Below are 21111 nucleotides of genomic sequence, written 5' to 3' on the forward strand. Positions count from 1 at the left end.
GGAAACGTCAGCGTCAAACGCAAGCTGGGAATCGGTTTCGGCCTGGTGCTGTTGCTGACACTGTTGATCACCTTCACCGGCTGGACCGGTATGAGCGGCATTATCAGCCGTGGTGACAAGCTCGGCTTTATTTCCAGCCTCAACGAGCTGACCAAGGACTTGCGCCTGGCGCGCCTGGACTATGAAGCACGCCGTGGCGAACAAGGTCCGGGCGCGGTCAACGACCTGCTCGGCAAACTCGACAGCGGCCTGCAAACCGCGCGCAGCCTGATCGAGCAACCGGCCGATGCAGCGATGGTCGATCAACAACTGGCCGCCGTTGCCGAATACAAACGCGCCTTCGCCGACATGACCCAGGCCACCGTGCAGCGCGAAGATGCCCGCAGCAAGCTTGGCGCGAATGCCGACAACGCCGTGGCAAAAGTCGCGGAAGTGGAAAAATCCATGCTGGCGGGTGACAGCGTCGCGCAATTCAACAGCGTGATCGAGCTGAGCAAGCTGCTGCAGCAAGCCCGCTACCAAGTGCGCGGTTACACCTATAGCGGCAAGGCCGAAGCCGAACAACCGGCGCTCGACGCCATCGACAACGCCCTGAAAAACCTCGACAGCCTGCCGGCCAAACTGCCGGAACAGCACATTGCCAACCTGCAACAGGCTACTGAGTCGATCAAAGCCTATCGCGCAGCGGTTGCGCAGTTCCGCGACTCGCAGGTCAACAATGCCAAGGCCGCCGCGCGCATGTCGACTCAGGGCGACATCCTCATCGACGTCAGCAAAAAACTCACTGAATCGCAGACCGTGGTGCGCGACACCGATGCCGCTCACGCCAAGAACATGCTGATCATCGCTACCCTGCTGGCCGTGGCTTTCGGACTACTGGCCGCATGGGCGATCACCCGGCAGATCATCATCCCGCTGAATCAGACCCTCAAAGTCGCCGAGCGCGTAGCCGCTGGCGACCTGACCCACAATCTGGTTTCGCTGCGCCGTGACGAACTGGGCCAGTTGCAGCGCTCGATGCAGAGCATGACCCAAGGCCTGCGCGAACTGGTCGGCGGGATCAGCGATGGCGTCACGCAGATCGCCAGCGCCGCTGAAGAACTGTCCGCCGTAACCGAGCAAACCAGCGCCGGGGTCAACAATCAGAAAATCGAGACCGATCAGGTCGCCACCGCCATGAACGAAATGGCTGCCACCGTTCAGGAAGTTGCGCGCAACGCTGAAGAGGCTTCCGAAGCCGCTGTCGCTGCGGACCAACAGGCCCGCGAAGGCGACAAAGTCGTCGGCGAAGCCATCGCACAGATCGAGCGTCTGGCGGTTGAGGTGGGCCATTCCACCGAAGCCATGGGCGAACTCAAGCGTGAAAGCGACAAGATCGGCAGCGTCCTCGACGTGATCAAATCCGTGGCCCAGCAAACCAACCTGCTGGCCCTCAACGCTGCCATCGAGGCTGCACGTGCCGGTGAAGCCGGACGCGGCTTCGCCGTGGTGGCCGATGAAGTACGCAGCCTCGCGCAGCGCACGCAGAAATCCACTGAAGAAATCGAAGAGCTGATCGTCGGCCTGCAAAACGGTACCCAGCAAGTCGCAACGATCATGGACAACAGCCGCACCCTGACCGACAGCAGCGTCGAACTGACCCGTCGCGCCGGTGGTTCACTGGAAAGCATCACCCGCACGGTGTCGGCGATTCAGGCGATGAACCAGCAGATTGCGGCAGCGGCCGAGCAGCAGAGCGCGGTGGCTGAGGAGATCAACCGTAGCGTGCTGAATGTGCGCGATGTGTCGGATCAGACGTCGGCGGCGAGTGAAGAGACGGCGGCTTCCAGCGTTGAGCTGGCGCGGCTGGGGACGCATCTGCAGATGCTGGTGGGTCGATTCAAGGTTTGAGGTGATTCGTCCACCTCGGTTCGCTCTGAACCGAGGTGATGCCCTCGCCAGCTGGCTGGCTCCCACAGGGTTTTGTGGTGTTGCACAAATACTGTGAACCTCACAGATACCCTGTGGGAGCCAGCCTGCTAGCGATTAGCGGCCCCCAAGGCCGCTGCTTTTAAAGGACCTGACGCAGGAAAGCCTGCGCCCGCGGATCCTTCGGCGCATCAAAGAACTCTGCCGGCGCGGCATCTTCCAGCAACTTGCCGTGATCGAAAAACAACACCCGATCCGCCACTTCCCGGGCAAACCCCATTTCGTGGGTCACGCAGACCATGGTCATGCCTTCCACGGCCAGGTTCTTCATCACGTCCAGCACCTCGCCGACCATTTCCGGGTCGAGGGCCGAGGTCGGTTCATCGAACAACATCACCTTCGGCTCCATCGCCAGCGCCCGGGCAATCGCCACGCGCTGCTGCTGACCGCCGGACAGGCGTGACGGAAACTCGTTGGCCTTCTGCGCAATCCCGACCTTTTTCAGCAATTCCATCGCCTTGGCTTCGCGCTCTTGCTTGCCGCGCTTGCGCACGACTTTCTGCGCCAGGCAGAGATTTTCCAGCACGGTCATGTGCGGGAACAGGTTGAAATGCTGGAACACCATGCCGACTTCGCGGCGGTAGGCGTTGACGTCAGTTTTCGGGTCGGCCAGTTGCAGGCCGTCGATGCTCACCGAGCCGGAGTCGAACTCTTCCAGGCCATTGAGGCAACGCAGGAAGGTCGACTTGCCGGAACCCGACGGGCCGATCACCACAAGCACTTCGCCCTTGGCCACCGTGGTGCTGACGTTATCCACCGCGCGCACTACTTGCCCACGGGTGTCGAAGACTTTTACCAGATCGCGGACTTCAATCACTTTGCGCGAGCCTCCGCTCAAGCCGGCTGGCGATTTTCGACAGCGGCAGGTTGATCAACAGGTACAGGCCGGCAACGCAGAACAGGATTTCGAACGGCGAGAACGAAGTGGTGATGACTTCACGGCCGCTCTTCAGCAGCTCGGTGATGGCGATCACCGACACCAGCGAGGTGTCCTTGACCAAGCTGATGAACTGCCCGGCCAGCGGCGGCAGCACACGTTTGAACGCTTGCGGCAGCACCACGTGGCGCATCGACTGGCCGGCACTCAAGCCGAGCGAGCGCGCCGCTTCGTTCTGGCCACGGGCAATCGATTGCACACCGGAACGGATGATCTCGGCCACATAGGCGCCAGTGAACAGCGACAGCGCGGCGATCCCGGCGAACTCGCGGGACAGGTTCATCACCGTGCCGATGAAGAAGTAGAAAATGAAGATCTGCACCAGCAGCGGCGTGCCACGCACCAGTTCGACGTAGATCGTCGAGAGGTCGCGCAAGGTCGGGTTGTTCGACAGACGGCACAGGCCGGTAAGCAGACCGATCAACAGACCGAGTACGCCGGACACCACCGACAGCCAAAGCGTCGTCCACAGGCCCCACAACAGTGGTCCTGCCGCCCAATGCCGGGTCACGCCCACGACGTCACCTTCGGCGACATCGTCGCCCTGAGCGAACTGCAGGCTGTTCTCGTCGACCGTCAGATGCTGCTCGTCGCCGACGTCATTGCGCAGAGTGACTTGCGCGCTGCTGCCCTTGCGCACCAATTCGGTGACGGTGGAAATATCCGTGGCGCGCTGGGTTTCTTCAGCTTGATAGGCGAAGTACTGCGGCACACGGTTCCAGCGCCATTCGTAGGACATCAGCGACGTCGCGTAATACAACGCGCCCGCCAGGCCGACCAGCACCAGCACGGTGAGGACGTGCCAGGGCCATTGGGCTTTTTTCTGTTTCATTGCAGGTTCCGGAATTGGTGTTGCTTACAAGGCCCTCTTCGCGAGCAGGCTCGCTCCCACATTTGAAATGCATTCCAATGTGGGAGCGAGCCTGCTCGCGAAAGGGGCGACGCGGTCTGGCAGACCGGCGTTATTCCATGTCCTTGAGCCACTCAGTGCTCTTGAACCACTTGTCATGGATGCGATCGTAGGTGCCGTCTTCGTGGATCTGGTGCAGGAAGTTGTTGATGAAGTTGAGGCTGTCGTAATCACCCTTCTTCAGACCGAACGCCAGTGGCTCGTAGGTGAACGGTTTGTCGAGGAACACCAGCTTGCCGGCACCGACCTTGTTCACCGCAACAACGTTGTACGGCGCGTCGTAGATGAAGGCGTCGGCCTTGCCGTTGACCACGTCGAGCACGGCTTCCTGCTCGTTGTCGTAGCCGTGGTACTTGGCTTTGGAGATCAGCTTCTTGGCGACCATCTCGCCAGTGGTGCCAAGCTTGGAGGTGATGCGGTAGTCGGCAGTGTTGAGGTCTTTATACGACTTGATGGTGCCTTCCAGCTCCTTGCGGATCAGCAAGGTCTGGCCAACCACGATGAAGGGTTCGCTGAAGTTCAGGCGCAGGTTGCGTTCCTGAGTCAGGGTCATGCCGCTGCCAATCATGTCGAACTTGTCGGTCATCAGCGCCGGGATGATGCCGTCGTAACCGGTAGAGACCAGCTCCAGCTTGACGCCCATGGCTTTGGACATGGCTTTGAGGATGTCGACTTCGAAGCCGATGATTTCGCCGCGCTTGTTGGTCATTTCGAACGGCATGTAGGTCGGATCCATACCGACTTTCAAGGTGCCGCGCTTGACCGCATCATCGATTGCACCGGCGTGCGCCGCATTGACTGCAACCAGTGCCGTGACGCCGACCAGCAGCATCGACAGATACTTCTTCATCTTCAAGTCCCCAAAACCATTGCGTTTGCGGCGCGAAAACCAACAGTGACGGGCAAAAAAGCCCGGGTGCGCCAATTCGGGGACGGATGCTAACGCACTCGTTTTTTTGCACAAGGTTTAATGGGCGATTTGTTTAACAATCAAGAGCTGACCCTCACCCCAGCCTCTCCCCGAGGGAGAGGGGGCCGACCGAGGTGTCTCAAGCTATACGCCGACCTGAAAGATCGAGTCGATTATGGATTCGGCAAAGCAGGATCAGGTCGGTGTAACTCGAATATTCAACGCGGTCGGTCCCCTCTCCCTCTGGGAGAGGGTTAGGGTGAGGGGCTTTTCAGCAGGCAAAAAAAACCCCGCAACATCGCGGGGTTTCTTTATCAGGCCGGTTGCGCCTGCAGGCTCACCGGTCGCAGCGGCAGCAACGGCGCATGCGGATCGGCTTTCACCGACGCCCGCCATGCATCCAGCCACTCGGCGTGACCTTCGGCCCAGACCTGCTCGTGCAAACGCGCCAGAGCCACAGGATCGCTCAGCAGTTGCAAGCGATCATGGTTGTTCAGCCCGGCCGGGCCAACCTTGATCGCGTGACGCACACGTTCCTGACGCAGCCATTCAATTGGCTCGGCCTGACCATGGCGCGAAGTCGCCAGCGAGCACGCCAGCGCGTTCTGCTGTGGATCGACCACCGCACGGACAAACCCGTCGTTGAGGGCGTGGTAACGATTTTCGTGGGTGTACTGATCGGTCGCCAGCAGCGCCTGCGGCGGATTGTATTCCTCAGGGATGAGGAACAGGCTCTCGTCACGGGACTTCAGGCCCAGACCGACACGGCTGGAGATCACCGACACCGGGATCGACAGCATCAGCGAACCGACGATCGGCACCAGCCACCAGAGGAAGCTCGGGTTCAGCCAGATCACCAGCAGCGCCCAGCAGAAACCCAGCAGGGTTTGCGGACCGTGGCGTTTGACCGCTTCGCTCCATGGCGTGGAGTCGTCGTCACGCTGTGGCGAGTTCCACGTTGCGGCCCAGCCGAGGAACGCGGCGAGGACAAAGCGGGTGTGGAAAATCATCCGCACCGGCGCCAGCAGCATGGAGAACAGCATCTCCAGCAGCATCGACAGGGTCACCTTGAACTTGCCGCCGAACTCTTTCGCGCCCTTGGCCCAGATCAGGATGATGCTCAACAGTTTCGGCAGGAACAGCAGCACGATGGTCGTCGAGAACAGCGCGATCGCCTTGTCCGGGTGCCATTGTGGCCACAGCGGATAAAGCTGACGCGGTTCGAGGAAGTACTGCGGCTCCATCAGCGTGTTCACCGCCAGCAGCGCGGTCGACAACACCAGGAAGAAGAACCACAACGGCGCCGACAGGTAGGACATCACGCCGGTGAGGAACACCGCACGGTGCACCGGGTGCATGCCTTTAACCAGGAACAGACGGAAGTTCATCAGGTTACCGTGGCACCAGCGACGGTCACGCTTGAGTTCGTCGAGCAGGTTTGGCGGCAGTTCTTCGTAGCTGCCCGGCAGATCGTAGGCAATCCACACGCCCCAACCGGCACGGCGCATCAGCGCGGCTTCAACGAAGTCGTGGGACAGGATCGCACCGGAGAACGCGCCTTTACCCGGCAACGGCGCCAGGGCGCAGTGGTCGATAAACGGCTTCATGCGGATGATCGCGTTGTGACCCCAGTAGTGGGATTCACCCAACTGCCAGAAGTGCAGACCGGCGGTGAACAGTGGGCCGTAAACGCGGGTGGCGAACTGCTGCATGCGCGCATACAGGGTGTCCATGCCCGACGCGCGCGGCGCGGTCTGGATGATCCCGGCGTCCGGCGTGGCTTCCATCAAGCGCACCAGACTGGTCAGGCACTCGCCGCTCATGACCGAGTCAGCGTCGAGAACGACCATGTATTTATAGTCACCGCCCCAACGACGGCAGAAGTCGTCGAGGTTGCCGCTCTTGCGTTTCACACGACGGCGACGACGGCGGTAGAAGATCTTGCCGAAGCCCTTGGCTTCACGGCAGACGTCCAGCCAGGCTTGTTGCTCGGCGACGCAGATATCGGTGTCGTTACTGTCGCTGAGGACAAAGAAGTCGAAGCGATCCAGATCACCGGTGGCAGCGACCGATTCGAACGTCGCCCGCAAACCGGCGAACACGCGCGGTACGTCTTCGTTGCAGATCGGCATGACCAGCGCGGTACGGGCGTCTTTGGCAATCGGCTCGTTGCCGGCGCTTTTGCCGGAGATACGGTATTTATCGTGACCGGTGAGCAACTCGAGGAAGCCCATCAGTGCGGTCCAGAAACCCGCCGAGACCCAACAGAACAGAATCCCGAACAGGATCAGGATGCTGGTTTGCAGCGCATACGGCAGCACTTGCGTGGCGGTTTGCAGCAGCGGCTGGTGCAGGACTTCTTCCAGATCAACGAACGACCAGCCCTGGTACGGCATGATGCCTTTCATGTACCAGCCGGCGACGATGGTCTGGCCCAGCATCAGCAGCAACAGAATGTAGCGACGGATCGAGCCGACGGTGCGCCAGCGCGCGGCCGGCAGGACATTTTCGTCCTTCGGCGGCTGCGGCGGGTTGGTGCGACCAGTCATACGGCGCCAGCCACGCACCAGAATATTGGTGCGCCACGGCTCCGGTACGACCTTGGTCCGACGGATCGGCGGCGTTGCCTTCATGCTGACGCGACCGCTGGCGTCGAGCACCAGCATCTCCGCGTCTTCAAGCTCTTCGGCGGTGCTGAGGATCAGGCGCTTGCCCACCGAAGCCTGAGCGGCCTCGGCAGGTGCGTCGAACGTAGAAGACGACAGGCGTTCATGCAGCTCGCTGAACGACTGGCAGCCCGCGAGTTCCGCGCGCTGCTCGTCGGTCATCGGCAGATGCGCCAGATACTCGGACAGAGTCTCTGGCTGTACTTGAGAGTTACTCATCGGCAGGCAACTGATAGCTCCAGGTCTCGGTCAGGACTTCTTCAGTCGGTGCCGATTCCGGTGTGGCTGGGGCCGCGTCCGCAGCAACAGGCTGCTTGGCGTCTTTGTTGGCCTTGTCCTTGGCATCTGCGGCTGGCTTGGCGTCGGCCTGTTTGGCCTCGGCGGCTTTGGCTTCCTTGTCGATTTTCTCTTGTTGCTTGGCGGCAACCTTGTCGGCTTTGGCGACGGACGAGTTGGACGCCGGCACCGAAGACTTGGCCAGATCAGCGGTCACGACTGGCTGCACCAGTGCGGCACGCATCTCGGTCGACTTGCTCGCGTCCTTGATCTTCATGCGCAGGGTCAAGCGCCAGCCCTTGGTTTCCGGGTTGTAGCGCACGCTGTTCTCGACCAGTTCGGCGTTGTCGCCGACGCTGACCTGACTGCGCACGTCGGCATCCGGGGCCAGAGCGGCCAGCGATGGGCCTTCGAAGTCGACCAGGTAGGCAACACTGCCGTCCGGCTGACGAATCAGGTTCGATTGCTTGACGTCACCGGTCGAACGCAGGGTCTGCGAAACCCAGGCGCTGTCCGGCGCGTGAATCGCCGCTTCGTCCATGGTCCAGTGCATGCGGTAGGCGAATTCCAGCGGCTGGCCCGGCTCCGGCATTTTTTCCGGGTTCCAGAACGCAACGATGTTGTCGTTGGTTTCGTCGGCGGTCGGAATCTCTACCAGATCAACGGTGCCTTTGCCCCACTCGCCCTTCGGCTCGATCCAGGCGCTTGGGCGCTTGTCGTAGCGATCGTCGAGGTCTTCGTAGTGGCTGAAGTCGCGACCACGCTGCAGCAGACCGAAACCACGCGGGTTCTCGACGCTGAAGTTGCTCACGGCCAGGTGTTTCGGGTTGTTCAGCGGACGCCAGATCCACTCGCCGTTGCCGGCATGGATCGACAGACCGCTGGAGTCGTGCAGCTCACGACGATAGTTGAGGACTTTCGACGGCTGGTTGGCGCCGAACAGGAACATGCTGGTCAGCGGGGCGATACCCAGTTTGCCGACCTTGTCACGCAGGAACATCTGCGCTTTGACGTCAACAATGGTGTCGCTGCCCGGACGCAGGATCAGCCGGTAGGCACCGGTGGCGCGCGGCGAATCCAGCAGGGCGAAGATCACCAGGTGCTTGTCGCCCGGCTTCGGCTGTTGAATCCAGAACTCGCGGAAACGCGGGAATTCTTCGCCCGACGGCAGCGCGGTATCAATCGCCAGACCACGGGCCGAGAGGCCGTAGGTGTGGCCCTTGCCGACAACGCGGAAATAACTCGCGCCGAGCATGGTCATGATTTCGTCTTGCTTGTCGGCCTTGTTGATCGGGTACAGCACACGGAAACCGGCATAACCCAGTTGTTCGGTGGCTTTCGGATCGAATTTCAGGTCGCCGAAATCGAAGCGCGTCGGATCGTATTTGATCTCTTCGACGGTGTTCGCTGTGATTTCGTTGATTTTCACCGGTGTATCGAAGTGCATACCCTGGTGATAGAAGGACAGTTTGAACGGAGTCTTCTGATCAGCCCACTCAGCCTTTTCGGTGAGGAAGCGGATTTTCTGATAGTCCGCGAACTTCATGTCGCGGAATTCGTTCGGCAGGTTGCTGCGCGGGGCTTCGAACTTCTGCCCGGCCAGTTCTTTGGCCTTGGCCGATACATCGTCAAGATTGAACGCCCAAAGCTGACCGGCACTGAGCAGGCACAGGAGCGCCGAACCCGCTACCAGGGCACTTCGCATGCGTTTGGCAGACATTTTTGCTGCATTACAGGGACTAACGATCACGAGCAACCCTCGCCGAAAACAGATCAAAAAACCAACGGCCAGATGAAGTGCCTGTGAGGCTTCGGCAGTGAAAAACCGACCTTCCAGAGCACCCTTGCCAAGTTGGCGAGCATTGTTCCGACTCCGCTGGGGCAAAATGATTCCCCAATCGGATCCAGACAAGTCTCTACCTAAGTCAAAAATGAATCAGCGAACGCTGATCCCAGTGCGCGCGATTATCTAGTAGCCCGCATGACAACGCATCAGGGGTAACAAAGTATTTATCGCGAAAACACCCTAAAAACAGTCGAAATTTCCCAAAAAGGTGTTTCAAGCGCTTTCAGGTCTGTAACAAAAAGGTAACCGGGCCATCGTTGACCAAATGCACCTGCATATCGGCGCCGAATCTACCTGATGCCACAGTGCCATGCACCTGTTTCGCACTGCTTAATAGATAGTCGAACAATTCCTCGCCCAAGGCTGGCGGCGCGGCCGTCGAAAAGCTCGGGCGCAACCCGCTTTTGGTGTCGGCCGCGAGGGTGAACTGCGAGACCAGCAGCAACCCACCGCCGACATCGGCGAGGGACAAGTTCATCTTGCCCTCCGCGTCACTGAATACCCGATAGTTAAGCAGTTTATGCAGAAGTTTGTCGGCGCTGGTACGCGTGTCGTCGGGTTCTACCGCCACCAGCACCAGCAAACCGTGATCTACCGCGCCCACCACCTCGCCCGCGACTTCAACCCGCGCACCGCGTACGCGCTGTAACAGCCCCTTCATGCTTCTTCAGGCGGCAGGTCGAGCAGGCGCCGAGCCATTTTGCTCGCCGCGCGCACCAGCGCATCGGTGATGCCCGGCTCAGACGCCGCATGTCCGGCGTCGCGAATCACCTGCAGTTCACTGTTCGGCCAGGCCTGGTGCAATTCCCAGGCGTTGTCGAGCGGGCAGATCACGTCGTAACGACCGTGAATGATCACGCCCGGCAAATGGGCAATCTTGCCCATGTCGCGGATCAGCTGGTTCGGCTCAAGGAAGGCATTGTTGGTGAAGTAATGGCATTCGATTCGCGCAATCGACAGCGCACGTTGCGGCTCGGAGAAGCGATCGACCACCAGCGGGTTCGGCCGCAGAGTCGCGGTGCGCCCTTCCCAGGTCGACCAGGCTTTGGCCGCGTGCATCTGGGCAATCTGGTCGTTGCCGGTCAGGCGTTTGTGGAAAGCGCTGAGCAGGTCGTCGCGTTCATCCAGCGGGATCGGCGCGATGTAGTCTTGCCAGTAATCGGGGAACAGACGGCTGGCGCCGGCCTGATAGAACCATTCGATTTCCTGCGGACGGCAAAGAAAGATCCCGCGCAGGATCAGACCGTGCACACGCTCGGGGTGGGTTTGCGCGTAAGCCAGCGCCAGGGTCGAGCCCCACGAGCCACCGAACAGCACCCATTTGTCGATGCCCAGGTGTTTACGGATGCGCTCAAGGTCGGCGACCAGATCCCAAGTGGTGTTGTTTTCCAGGCTGGCGTGCGGTGTGGAGCGACCACAGCCGCGCTGGTCGAAGGTGACAATGCGGTACAGGTTCGGATCGAAATAGCGCCGGCTCTGCGCGTCGCAACCGGCGCCGGGGCCGCCGTGGATGAACACCACCGGCAAACCCTCTGGTGAACCGCTTTCGTCGACGTACAGCGTATGGGTGTCATCGACAGCCAGATCGTGCCGGGCGTGAGGTTTGATCTGCGGAAACAAAGTCTGCATTGCGCGCTCCGTAAGGGGTCGAGGTCATCCCTGGGGGGACTTCTATTATTCTGCCGTTGGGCATCATAAACCCGATTTACGTCAATGAGCATGCCTGTCCGCTGTCGCAATTTTTCTGGTGCATACAAAACCTGTGGGAGCGAGCCTGCTCGCGAAAGCGGTCTGTCATTTAACGCAGGTGTTGGCTGACCTGACGCCTTCGCGAGCAGGCTCGCTCCCACAGGGGTTATGCGGTGTAGTGAGACTTTGCCCAGGCCAGATAGCCTTGCAGCAACTCTTTGAGCACCACCCGCGTCGGCTCGGCCAGGTCGGCGCGATAGCGGAACGGTTCAAACTCTTCCATGTAGGTGCACTGGCCAAGCTCCAGTTGCACGGCGTGGATGTTTTCGGCCGGGTTGCCGTAATGGCGGGTGATGTGGCCGCCCTTGAAGCGTCCGTTCAGGACATGGCTGTAGTCGCTGTGGCGCGCGCAGATCGCCTCCAGTTGAGTCGCTAGCTGCGGATCACAACTGGCGCCATTGAAGGTGCCAAGGTTGAAATCGGGTAGTTTGCCGTCGAACAGGTGCGGGATGATCGAACGGATCGAGTGCGCATCGAACAGCAGCGCGTAGCCGAACTCGGCCTTCAACCGCGCCAGTTCTTCCTGAAGCGTGCGGTGGTAAGGCGTCCAGATCTGTTCCAGGTAAGTTGCACGTTCTTCTTTCGAAGGTTCATGGCCTTCGCGGAATAACGGGATGCCATCGAACAGCGTCGCCGGATACAGCCCGGTGGTGGCGCCGGCGTACAGCGGCTTGTCGTCAGACGGACGATTCAGGTCGATGACGAAGCGCGAATACTCGGCTGCCAGGGTGCTCGCACCCAACTCTTCGGCGAAGTCGTACAGTTGCGGAATGTGCCAGTCAGTGTCCGGCAGGCTTTTCGCGTCCGGGATCAACCCGGCTTCCACCGCAGGCGTCAACCGCACCCCGGCATGCGGCATGCTGATCAGCAGCGGCACACGCCCTTGTTTGAAGTTCAGAACCTTATCCACAACCGCCCTCCTACAGATTTGATTCGACGCCGTGACGCACGACGCGTTTGTCCAGATCACCACCGAGCCAATAGGCCAGATCCGCCGGACGATCGATGTGCCAGGCCACGAAATCCGCGACCTTGCCGACTTCCAGCGAACCATGGGTGTCGGCCATGCCCAGCGCTTGCGCGGCATGGAGGGTCGCGCCGGCCAGGGCTTCTTCCGGGGTCATGCGGAAGCAAGTGCAGGCCATGTTTAGCATCAGACGCAACGACAGCGCCGGCGAGGTGCCGGGGTTGAGGTCGCTGGCGATGGCGATTTTCACCTTGTGCTTGCGCAGGGCGTCCATCGGCGGCAATTGGGTTTCACGCAGGAAATAGAAAGCGCCCGGCAACAGCACCGCGACGGTGTCGGATGCGGCCATGGCGATGGCGTCGGCTTCGTCCATGAATTCCAGGTGATCGGCGGACAACGCCTTATAGCGCGCGGCGAGGCTGGAGCCGTGCAGCGACGACAGTTGCTCAGCGTGCAGTTTCACCGGCAGACCGAGTTTTTGTGCGGCGATGAACACACGCTCGACCTGCTCCGGGGAGAACGCCAGGTATTCGCAGAAAGCGTCCACGGCATCGACCAGACCTTCAGCCGCAAGGGCCGGGAGCATCTCGGAGCAGATCAGATCGATGTAATCGTCGGCGCGATCCTTGTATTCCGGCGGCAACGCGTGGGCAGCGAGGCAAGTGCTGCGTACGCTGATCGGCAGCTCCTTTTCCAAGCGACGGATGACGCGGAGGATTTTGCGTTCGTTGGCCAGGTCGAGGCCGTAACCGGATTTCATTTCAACCGTGGTCACGCCGTCGCGCATCAGGCTTTTCAGGCGTTTGGCGGCGCTGGCGAACAGTTCATCTTCAGTGGCTTCGCGCGTCGCACGCACAGTGCTGGCGATGCCGCCGCCGGATGCTGCGATTTCAGCGTAGCTGACGCCCTGCAGACGTTTTTCGAATTCGTCGCTGCGGTTGCCACCGAACACGGTGTGGGTGTGGCAGTCGATCAGGCCGGGGGTGACCCATGCGCCTTGCAGATCATTGACTGCCGGGTACTCACCAGACGGCAATTGAGTACGCGGGCCGATCCACTCGATATGCGCACCGGACGTCACGATGGCCGCATCCTCGATGATCGAGTAGACGCCTTGCGCCATGGTTGCGACGTGGCAGTGTTGCCAGAGGGTTTTCATCCCTTAGTCTCCACAGTATTCAAAATCGATTTCGCGAGCAGGCTCGCTCCCACAAGGGTGCATATTCCAATGTGGGAGCGAGCATGCTCGCGAAGAGGCCCTTACAGGCTAGGCAAAAGCTTCGCCGAAACCAGCTCGGTCAAACACCGCGAAGCCAACAACTCAGTCGCTGCATTGATGTCCGGCGCAAAGAAGCGATCCTTCTCATAAAATGGCACTTCCTTACGCAAAATCGCCCGCGCCTGTTCCAGCTTCGCCGAGGTCTTCAGGCCGTTGCGCAGATCCAGCCCCTGCACCGCCGCCAACCATTCCACCGCAAGAATTCCGCGAGTGTTTTCGGCCATTTCCCACAGACGCTTGCCGGCCGCCGGGGCCATCGACACGTGGTCTTCCTGGTTGGCCGAAGTCGGCAGGCTGTCGACCGAATGCGGATGGGACAGCGCCTTGTTTTCGCTGGCCAGTGCTGCCGCAGTCACCTGAGCAATCATGAACCCCGAGTTCACGCCGCCATTGGCAACGAGGAACGGCGGCAGTTGCGACATGTGCTTGTCCATCATCAGCGAGATTCGGCGTTCGCTCAGCGAGCCGATTTCGGCGATGGCCAGGGCCATGTTGTCAGCGGCCATGGCCACCGGTTCGGCGTGGAAGTTACCGCCGGAAATCACGTCACCTTCAGCGGCGAAGACCAATGGGTTGTCGGAAACCGCGTTGGCTTCGACGGCCAACACTTCAGCAGCCTGACGGAATTGCGTCAGGCAGGCGCCCATGACTTGCGGCTGGCAGCGCAGCGAATACGGGTCCTGAACCTTCTCGCAATTCTGGTGGGAGTCGGAGACTTCGCTGCGCTCACCGAGCAGATCGCGGTAAGCAGCGGCAGCGTCGATCTGACCTTTCTGGCCGCGAGCCGCATGAATGCGTGCATCGAACGGCGAGCGCGAACCCAATACCGCTTCAACCGTCAGACCGCCCAGCGCCAGTGCACCGGCAAACAGGTCTTCACCTTCAAACAGACCACGCAGCGCGAACGCGGTGGACACCTGAGTGCCGTTAAGCAGCGCCAGACCTTCTTTCGCCGCCAGCGTCAGCGGGGTCAGACCGGCAACTTTCAGCGCTTCGGTGGCTTCCATCCACTCGCCCTTGTAGCGCGCCTTGCCCTCACCGAGCAGCACCAGCGACATGTGCGCCAATGGCGCGAGGTCACCCGAAGCACCTACCGAACCTTTCAACGGAATGTGCGGATAAACCTCGGCGTTGATCAGCGCGATCAGCGCATCGATCACTACGCGGCGAATGCCGGAGAACCCACGGCTGAGGCTGTTGACCTTGAGCACCATGATCAGACGCACGAGGTCATCGCTGATCGGCTGGCCGACGCCGGCGGCGTGAGACAGCACCAGCGAACGCTGGAGGTTTTCCAGGTCTTCGCTGGCGATGCGGGTCGATGCCAGCAAGCCGAAACCGGTGTTGATGCCGTAGGCGGTGCGATTCTCGGCGAGGATCTGCTCGACGCAGGCGACGCTGGCCTCGATCTGCGCGGAGGCGCTGTTGTCGAGGCTCAGCTTGACCGGGTTCTGGTAGACGTCACGCAGTTGGGCCAGGCTCAGTTGGCCGGGAATCAGGTTAAGCGCAGTCATTTAAATGCTCCTTTTGAGAGTTTGTTATTAACTACCAGTCGCTCCGGAGCATTCCGTTATCCGTCGCCTCTCGCCTTCTGAGCGATCCGCGCCTTGGCACGCTGGTATGGGTATTGTCAGTGCAGATTCGGTAATACGTTGTGCAGCGAATTCGAGTCTTTCAAAACGCTCGCAGCGGCAGCGATATCCGGCGCCAGCCAGCGATCCTGATCGTAGGCCGGGACCGTTTCGCGCAGCAGTCGCCACGCTCGGTCAGTGCCCACGCCAAAGCGCTGTTCCTTGAGGAATTCAAACGCCTGCGCCGCCAGCAAATATTCGATGGCGAGGATCTGTGTGCAGTTTTCCAGCGCGCGGTGCAGCTTCAGCGCGGCGTTGGTGCCCATGCTCAAATGGTCTTCCTGCAGGCCCGAGGTGATGTAGTTGTCGAGCACCGCCGGTTGCGCCAATTGACGGTTTTCCGCACACAGCGACGCGGCGACGTACTGGACGATCATCATCCCGGAATTCACCCCCGGATTGGCCACCAGAAACGCCGGCAGACCGCTGACATGCGGGTTCACCAGACGATCCAGGCGACGCTCGGCGATCGAGCCGATTTCGGCCATGGCAATCGCCAGCAGGTCCGCCGCCATCGCCACCGATTGCCCATGCGGGTTGGCTTGCGACATCACCCGGAAGTTGTCCGGCGTGCCGAGCAACAGCGGGTTGTCGGTGCAGCCGTTGAGTTCGGCTTCAACCTGCTTGATCGCGTGCTCCAGTTGATCGCGCGCGGCGCCGTGGACCTGCGGGATCGAGCGGATACTCAGCGCATCCTGAGTGCGAATGCCTTTGCTCGAGGCGATCACTTCACTGCCATCGAGCAACGCGCGCAGATTGCTGCCGACCTGCTGCATGCCCGGGTGCGGTTTCAGCGCGATGATTTCCGCATCGAAGGCGTCGATCTGGCCGCGCTGGGCTTCGAAACTCATCGCGCCGATGACATCGGCCCATTGCACCAGCCGCGTCGCATCGGCAATCGCCAGGCAACTGAGGCCGGTCATGCACGGCGTGCCGTTGACCAGGCACAAACCGTCCTTGGCACCCAGTTGCACCGGCTTCAAGTCTTCTTCGGCCAATGCCTGTTGCGCTGAGGTGATCTGCCCGCGATAGCTGACATTGCCGACGCCGAGTAGCGCGATGCCGATGTGCGCCATGTGCGTCAGATAACCCACCGAACCTTGCGACGGCACTTGCGGAGTGATGCCGCGATTGAGCAGCGCCAGCAGGCCTTCGACCACTTGGCGGTAGATGCCGGATTTGCCGTGGCTGTAGTTGTGGATCGCCGCGCAGATGATCGCGCGAGTCTGCTCGTCGGCGAGCACCGGGCCGACGCCGCAGGCGTGGCTGAGCAAGGTGTTGCGCGAGAGTTGGCTGAGTTGTTCGTCCTGCAACGAGACGTTGGACAACCCGCCCAGGCCGGTGTTGACACCATAGGCCCGTTCGCCGCTGGCGACGATGCGCTGGACGATGCCTTGGGCGTTTTCGATGCGCGCCCAGGTGTCGCTGGACAGTTCCAGCGGCGCGCCGTGACGGGCGACAGCGACCACGTCCTGCCAACGCAAAGGGGCGCCGGTGATCACGATTTTTTCAGCCTGGGACATCTAAAACCTCATACCAATTCTGTTGATACACCGCTCTGTGGCGAGGGAGCTTGCTCCCGCTGGACTGCGAAGCAGGCCCAAAGTTTTTGCGACCGCTGCGCGCTCGAGCGGGAGCAAGCTCCCTCGCCACAACAGCAGTCTCCCTCGATAGCTCTCAAACCACCGCCGCCCGCCGCTGCACGAACCGGTCAACATACTCATCCGCCGGCGAATGCAGGATCTCTCTTGGCGTGCCGACCTGAATCAGCCGCCCATCCTTGAGGATCGCGATGCGGTTGCCGATACGCACGGCCTCGTCGAGGTCGTGGGTAATGAAGACGATGGTCTTGTGCAGGGTCTTTTGCAGCTCCAGCAACTGGTCCTGCATCTCGGCGCGGATCAGCGGGTCCAGCGCACTGAACGCTTCGTCCATCAGGATGATGTCGGTGTCCGCCGCCAAGGCGCGGGCCAGGCCGACACGCTGGCGCATGCCGCCGGAGAGCTGATGCGGGTATTTGTTTTCGTAGCCTTTGAGGCCCACGGTGTTGATCCAGTGCAGCGCGCGCTCCGAGCACATTTGCTTGCTCTCGCCACGCACTTTCAGGCCGTAAGCGACGTTGTCGAGTACGGACTTGTGCGGCAGCAGGCCGAAGCTCTGGAACACCATGCTGATCTTGTGCCGGCGAAATTCGCGCAGGGCGTCCATGTCGTATTGCAGGATGTCCACGCCGTCGACCAGGATCGCGCCGCTGGTCGGGTCGATCAGGCGATTGAAGTGGCGCACCAGCGTCGATTTGCCGGAACCGGACAGGCCCATGATCACGAAGATCTCGCCAGTGCCGATGCTCAGCGACAGGTCGTTGACCCCGACCACGCAACCGGTCTCGTTAAGCACCTGATCCTTGGTCTTGCCCTGGCCGACCATCGCCAGCGCATCCTTGGCGCGGTTGCCGAAAATCTTGAAGACGTTTTTGACTTCGATCTTGCTCACGGTTGCGTTGCTCATTTGCTCACCTCATGCCGTGGCCGACCGTACGCCTGAGTAATGCGGTCGATGACCACTGCGAGAATCACGATCGCCAGACCAGCCTCGAGGCCACGTCCGACGTTGAGGGTCTGAATCCCCACCAGCACATCTTCACCCAGACCTCGGGCGCCGATCATCGAGGCGATCACCACCATCGACAGGGCCATCATGGTGGTCTGGTTGATCCCGGCCATGATGCTTGGCAGAGCCAGCGGCAATTGCACGCCGAACAGTTGCTGCCAGCGGTTGGCGCCGAAGGCGTTGATCGCTTCCATGACTTCGCCGTCGACCTGGCGAATACCCAGATCGGTCAGGCGAATCAGCGGCGGCGCGGCGTAGATCACCGTGGCGAAAATCGCCGGGACCTTGCCCAGACCGAACAGCATCAGCACCGGGATCAGGTACACAAAACTTGGCATGGTTTGCATGATGTCGAGCAGCGGCATCAGCACCGAACGCAGGCGGTTGCTGCGCGCCGAGAGAATCCCCAGCGGGATGCCGATCAGCACCGAGATGATCGTCGCGACCATCATCAGCGCCAGCGTCTGCATCAGCTTGTCCCACAGCCCGACAGCGCCAACGAGGAACAGCAGACCGACGATGACCGCGGTGGTCACCACTTTGCGCGTGGCGTGCCAGGCAACCACACCAACGATGGCCAGCATCAACCACCACGGCGCCGCACGCAGCAGGCCTTCGAGGTTGACGATGGCCCACAGCAGCGTGTCAGAGATGTGGCGGAACACATCACCGTAGTTGGTGACCAGCGAATCGACCCAACCGTTGACCCAGTCGGCGATGGAAAAGGTAAAGCTTTCGGGAAACATAAGCGGCTCTCAATCAGAAATCTCAATCAAGCGATTACGGCATATCTCCCGGCCAGCCCTCACGGTTAGCCGGGAGGTATCGACCTACAGCGCCGCGTCGATTTTCTTGGCTGCGTCCGCACTGACCCACGCATGCCAGACCTCAGGATGTTCCTTGAGGAAGATTTTCGCCAGTTTTGGCGACTCGATACGTTGCTTCGCCATGCGGCCCAGATTCTGGTTCAGCAGGTCGATCGGCAGGTTGACCTTTTCCAGCACGGCGACCAGTTCCGGGGCTTCGTCGTGAAAGGTTTTCGACAGGCCGACCTTGATGCTCACGGTCTTGTCGACGCCCGGTTTCTCTTCCAGTTTCACCGCGTCGATCTGGCCCATCAGCGGGGTTGGCGACCAGTAGTAGAACAGGATCGGTTCGCCACGCTTGTAGCTCGACAGCACCGCCGCATCCAGCGCAGGACCGGTGCCCGGGCGGAAGTTGGTGTAGCTGTTTTCGAGGCCGTAGCTTTTCAGCATTTCGCTGTTATCGAGTTCGCAAGTCCAACCGGCCGGGCAGTTGTAGAAACGACCCTTGGAGGGCTCTTCGGCGTCCTTGAAGATCGCCGCGTATTTGCCCAGGTCAGCGATGTTTTTCAAGTCAGGGGCTTTGGCTTCCAGCTTGCGTTTGGCATCGCCTTCGATCACGTAGCGCGGCACGTACCAGCCTTCCACGGCGCCGACGATCGGCGCACCGACACCGACGACCTTGCCGGCCTTCTCGGCCTTGTTCCAGACCTCGCTACGGCCGACCCATTCTTCGGCGAACACTTGAATATCGTTGCTACTCAGGGCGTTCTCCATGGTGATGGAGTTGCCCGGCAGGCTGTCGGTCTTGCAGTCGTAACCTTTCTCCAGCACCACTTGCAGCACGTCGGTCAGCAGCATGCCGCTTTCCCAGTTCAGGCCGGCAAATTTCACCGGTTTGCCCGATTCGCACCAACCGGCGGCCTGAGTGGCGCCGGCACTGGCCAACAGGCCCATGGACAGCAGTGTGGTGAGCAGGGTCTTGTTCGATTTCATTGTTTCGACGCTCCTAATCATGAATTGGCTTACGGCAGTCAAGAGGCATCCAGCCCTGTCCACGTCCAATCAGGCCTGCGCCGCAGCGCGCCCGGCCCCACTTTTTTCAGGTGGTACAACGCTGTTCTGCTCGACCGGCAGAATCAGTTGATCAGGCACCGAGCCGTGCCATTTTTTTGCGCACACGTAGTAAAGGGCAGCAGGCAGCACCAGACCGATGATCCAGGAAATATCCACGTCACCGAGGGCGGCCACCAGCGGACCGGTATAGAACTTGGTAGAGATGAACGGCAGCTGCACCAACACACCGAACACATAGATGCTGATACCGAGCAGGTTCCAGCGACCGTAGCGCCCATTCGGATCGGCCAGGGCCGGAACGTCATAGCGTTCACGGGTGATGCAGTAGTAATCCACCAGGTTGATCGCGCTCCAGGGTGTGAAGAACGCGAGCAAGAACAGGATGAAAGACTTGAACGCACCGAGGAACGAATGCTGACCGAGCAGCGCGATCAGGGTCGCCGCACCGACGATCACCAGCACGAACACCAGGCGCTGCAAACGCGAGACCTGCAGGTGACCTTTGAAACCACTGATGATGGTGGCGATGCACATGAAGCTGCCGTAGGAGTTCAGCGTCGAGATGGTCACCTTGCCGAACGCGATGCTGAAGTACAGCAGCGCAGCAGTCGCACCGGTACCGCCCAAGCCTACGATGTAAGCCACTTCGTGACCGGCGAACTGGCCGTTGGCCGAAGCCGCGGCGAACACGCCAAGAACCATCGCCACCTGCGCACCGATGACGGAACCTGCGCCAGCGGCAAAGAACGTTTTCACCGAGGAAATCTTGCTCGGCAGGTAACGCGAATAGTCCGCCACATACGGGCCGAACGCGATCTGCCAAGAGGCCGCAAGCGATACCGCCAGCAGGAAGCTGCTCCAGCTGAAGTGACGGATTTGCAGGAGCGCACCCACGTCAACCTGACTGATCAGACGGCTGAACAGATAAACGAAAGCGATCACGCCGATGACACTGGCAACCCGGCCAATCCAGTGGATCACCCGATAACCGAGCACCGTGACCACCACAATGACACTGGCGAACAGCAGGATGCCAACGGTGTCGCTGACCCCAAACAACTGGCCCAAGGCCTGGCCGGAGAGCACGGTGCCGGTGGCGGTGAAGCCCAGGTACATCAGGCACACCAGCACGATCGGGATCGCCGCGCCATACACGCCAAACTGCACACGGCTGGAAATCATCTGCGGCAGGCCCAGCTTCGGTCCTTGCGCGGCATGCAACGCCATCACGCCGCCGCCGAGCAGTTGACCGATCAACAGACCGATCAACGACCAGAACACATCACCGCCCAGCACCACGGCCAGCGCCCCGGTGACAATCGCGGTGATCTGCAGGTTGGCACCCATCCACAGGGTGAACTGGCTCAACAGACGACCGTGTCTTTCCGCTTCCGGGATGTAGTCGATCGAACGCCTCTCGATCAACGGTTTGTTGCCTGCACGATCGGTGGTTACAGCCATGATTCAACCTCTGTGGATTGT

General features: G+C 60.7%; 16 protein-coding genes and 1 pseudogene. 2 read left to right on the forward strand and 15 right to left on the reverse strand.

Features of this window, described 5'->3' with window-relative positions; translation table 11 throughout:
- Nucleotides 1-90: 90 nt before the first annotated feature.
- Nucleotides 91-1035 (forward strand): annotated as a pseudogene (locus tag BK670_RS30175) (methyl-accepting chemotaxis protein); the annotation flags it as partial.
- Between the two features lie 141 nt (nt 1036-1176).
- Nucleotides 1177-1890 (forward strand): methyl-accepting chemotaxis protein, encoded by a 714-nt coding sequence (locus tag BK670_RS30180; RefSeq protein ID WP_371850961.1) that lies wholly within the window; start codon nt 1177-1179, stop codon nt 1888-1890.
- A 160-nt stretch (nt 1891-2050) separates the two neighbouring features.
- Here the strand turns inward: BK670_RS30180 and BK670_RS08210 are convergent, their stop codons facing one another.
- The 15 genes from BK670_RS08210 to BK670_RS08280 form a co-directional block, all read right to left on the reverse strand.
- Nucleotides 2051-2785 carry an amino acid ABC transporter ATP-binding protein gene (locus tag BK670_RS08210; protein WP_110719494.1) on the reverse strand — a complete coding sequence of 245 codons (735 nt, stop codon included), beginning with the start codon at nt 2783-2785 and terminating at the stop codon, nt 2051-2053.
- Nucleotides 2778-3737 (reverse strand): amino acid ABC transporter permease, encoded by a 960-nt coding sequence (locus tag BK670_RS08215; protein ID WP_123449367.1) that lies wholly within the window; start codon nt 3735-3737, stop codon nt 2778-2780. Before BK670_RS08215 ends, BK670_RS08210 begins: the two co-directional genes overlap by 8 nt.
- Before the next feature lie 130 nt (nt 3738-3867).
- Complete coding sequence (locus tag BK670_RS08220; protein ID WP_123449562.1) at nt 3868-4665, reverse strand: transporter substrate-binding domain-containing protein; 798 nt, start codon at nt 4663-4665, stop codon at nt 3868-3870.
- A gap of 374 nt (nt 4666-5039) precedes the next feature.
- Nucleotides 5040-7610, reverse strand: a complete 2571-nt coding sequence (gene mdoH, locus BK670_RS08225; protein ID WP_016984611.1) for a glucans biosynthesis glucosyltransferase MdoH — start codon at nt 7608-7610, stop codon at nt 5040-5042.
- Nucleotides 7603-9387, reverse strand: a complete 1785-nt coding sequence (locus BK670_RS08230) for a glucan biosynthesis protein G (protein ID WP_185036747.1) — start codon at nt 9385-9387, stop codon at nt 7603-7605. Before BK670_RS08230 ends, mdoH begins: the two co-directional genes overlap by 8 nt.
- 349 nt (nt 9388-9736) lie before the next feature.
- Nucleotides 9737-10174, reverse strand: a complete 438-nt coding sequence (gene dtd, locus BK670_RS08235) for a D-aminoacyl-tRNA deacylase (protein WP_007909321.1) — start codon at nt 10172-10174, stop codon at nt 9737-9739.
- Nucleotides 10171-11142 (reverse strand): prolyl aminopeptidase, encoded by a 972-nt coding sequence (pip, locus tag BK670_RS08240; protein WP_123449369.1) that lies wholly within the window; start codon nt 11140-11142, stop codon nt 10171-10173. Before pip ends, dtd begins: the two co-directional genes overlap by 4 nt.
- A gap of 226 nt (nt 11143-11368) precedes the next feature.
- Nucleotides 11369-12172: an N-formylglutamate deformylase gene (hutG, locus tag BK670_RS08245; protein ID WP_123449370.1), complete on the reverse strand. Its 804-nt coding sequence runs from the start codon at nt 12170-12172 to the stop codon at nt 11369-11371.
- 10 nt (nt 12173-12182) lie between these two features.
- Entirely contained in the window at nt 12183-13388 is a 1206-nt protein-coding gene (hutI, locus tag BK670_RS08250) for an imidazolonepropionase (RefSeq protein ID WP_123449371.1), read from the reverse strand.
- 101 nt (nt 13389-13489) lie between these two features.
- Nucleotides 13490-15022: a histidine ammonia-lyase gene (gene hutH / locus BK670_RS08255; protein ID WP_123449372.1), complete on the reverse strand. Its 1533-nt coding sequence runs from the start codon at nt 15020-15022 to the stop codon at nt 13490-13492.
- A gap of 116 nt (nt 15023-15138) precedes the next feature.
- On the reverse strand, nt 15139-16662 hold the full coding sequence (gene hutH / locus BK670_RS08260; protein ID WP_123449373.1) for a histidine ammonia-lyase: 1524 nt from the start codon (nt 16660-16662) through the stop codon (nt 15139-15141).
- A 154-nt stretch (nt 16663-16816) separates the two neighbouring features.
- Nucleotides 16817-17647 (reverse strand): quaternary amine ABC transporter ATP-binding protein, encoded by an 831-nt coding sequence (locus BK670_RS08265; RefSeq protein WP_123449374.1) that lies wholly within the window; start codon nt 17645-17647, stop codon nt 16817-16819.
- Entirely contained in the window at nt 17644-18495 is an 852-nt protein-coding gene (locus tag BK670_RS08270) for an ABC transporter permease (protein ID WP_007949591.1), read from the reverse strand. The genes BK670_RS08265 and BK670_RS08270 overlap by 4 nt, the downstream gene beginning before the upstream one ends.
- Before the next feature lie 84 nt (nt 18496-18579).
- The gene (locus BK670_RS08275) at nt 18580-19548 is read right to left on the reverse strand and encodes an ABC transporter substrate-binding protein (protein ID WP_123449375.1); all 969 of its coding nucleotides are present in this window, start codon (nt 19546-19548) and stop codon (nt 18580-18582) included.
- 69 nt (nt 19549-19617) lie between these two features.
- The gene (locus BK670_RS08280; protein ID WP_123449376.1) at nt 19618-21090 is read right to left on the reverse strand and encodes a purine-cytosine permease family protein; all 1473 of its coding nucleotides are present in this window, start codon (nt 21088-21090) and stop codon (nt 19618-19620) included.
- Between the last annotated feature and the right edge of the window lie 21 nt (nt 21091-21111).

The organism is Pseudomonas fluorescens (assembly GCF_003732425.1).
In the GTDB taxonomy this organism is placed as follows: Bacteria; Pseudomonadota; Gammaproteobacteria; order Pseudomonadales; family Pseudomonadaceae; genus Aquipseudomonas; species Aquipseudomonas fluorescens_BE.

Bases quoted from the DNA above. Each gene is read 5' to 3' on its own strand.
- BK670_RS08220 (WP_123449562.1), bottom strand. From the start codon at position 4,665: ATGAAGAAGTATCTGTCGATGCTGCTGGTCGGCGTCACGGCACTGGTT.
- BK670_RS30180 (WP_371850961.1), top strand. From the start codon at position 1,177: ATGAACGAAATGGCTGCCACCGTTCAGGAAGTTGCGCGCAACGCTGAA.
- pip (WP_123449369.1), bottom strand. From the start codon at position 11,142: ATGCAGACTTTGTTTCCGCAGATCAAACCTCACGCCCGGCACGATCTG.
- dtd (WP_007909321.1), bottom strand. From the start codon at position 10,174: ATGAAGGGGCTGTTACAGCGCGTACGCGGTGCGCGGGTTGAAGTCGCG.
- hutI (WP_123449371.1), bottom strand. From the start codon at position 13,388: ATGAAAACCCTCTGGCAACACTGCCACGTCGCAACCATGGCGCAAGGC.
- hutH (WP_123449372.1), bottom strand. From the start codon at position 15,022: ATGACTGCGCTTAACCTGATTCCCGGCCAACTGAGCCTGGCCCAACTG.
- BK670_RS08280 (WP_123449376.1), bottom strand. From the start codon at position 21,090: ATGGCTGTAACCACCGATCGTGCAGGCAACAAACCGTTGATCGAGAGG.
- mdoH (WP_016984611.1), bottom strand. From the start codon at position 7,610: ATGAGTAACTCTCAAGTACAGCCAGAGACTCTGTCCGAGTATCTGGCG.
- BK670_RS08265 (WP_123449374.1), bottom strand. From the start codon at position 17,647: ATGAGCAACGCAACCGTGAGCAAGATCGAAGTCAAAAACGTCTTCAAG.
- BK670_RS08215 (WP_123449367.1), bottom strand. From the start codon at position 3,737: ATGAAACAGAAAAAAGCCCAATGGCCCTGGCACGTCCTCACCGTGCTG.
- hutH (WP_123449373.1), bottom strand. From the start codon at position 16,662: ATGTCCCAGGCTGAAAAAATCGTGATCACCGGCGCCCCTTTGCGTTGG.
- BK670_RS08270 (WP_007949591.1), bottom strand. From the start codon at position 18,495: ATGTTTCCCGAAAGCTTTACCTTTTCCATCGCCGACTGGGTCAACGGT.
- BK670_RS08275 (WP_123449375.1), bottom strand. From the start codon at position 19,548: ATGAAATCGAACAAGACCCTGCTCACCACACTGCTGTCCATGGGCCTG.
- BK670_RS08230 (WP_185036747.1), bottom strand. From the start codon at position 9,387: ATGTCTGCCAAACGCATGCGAAGTGCCCTGGTAGCGGGTTCGGCGCTC.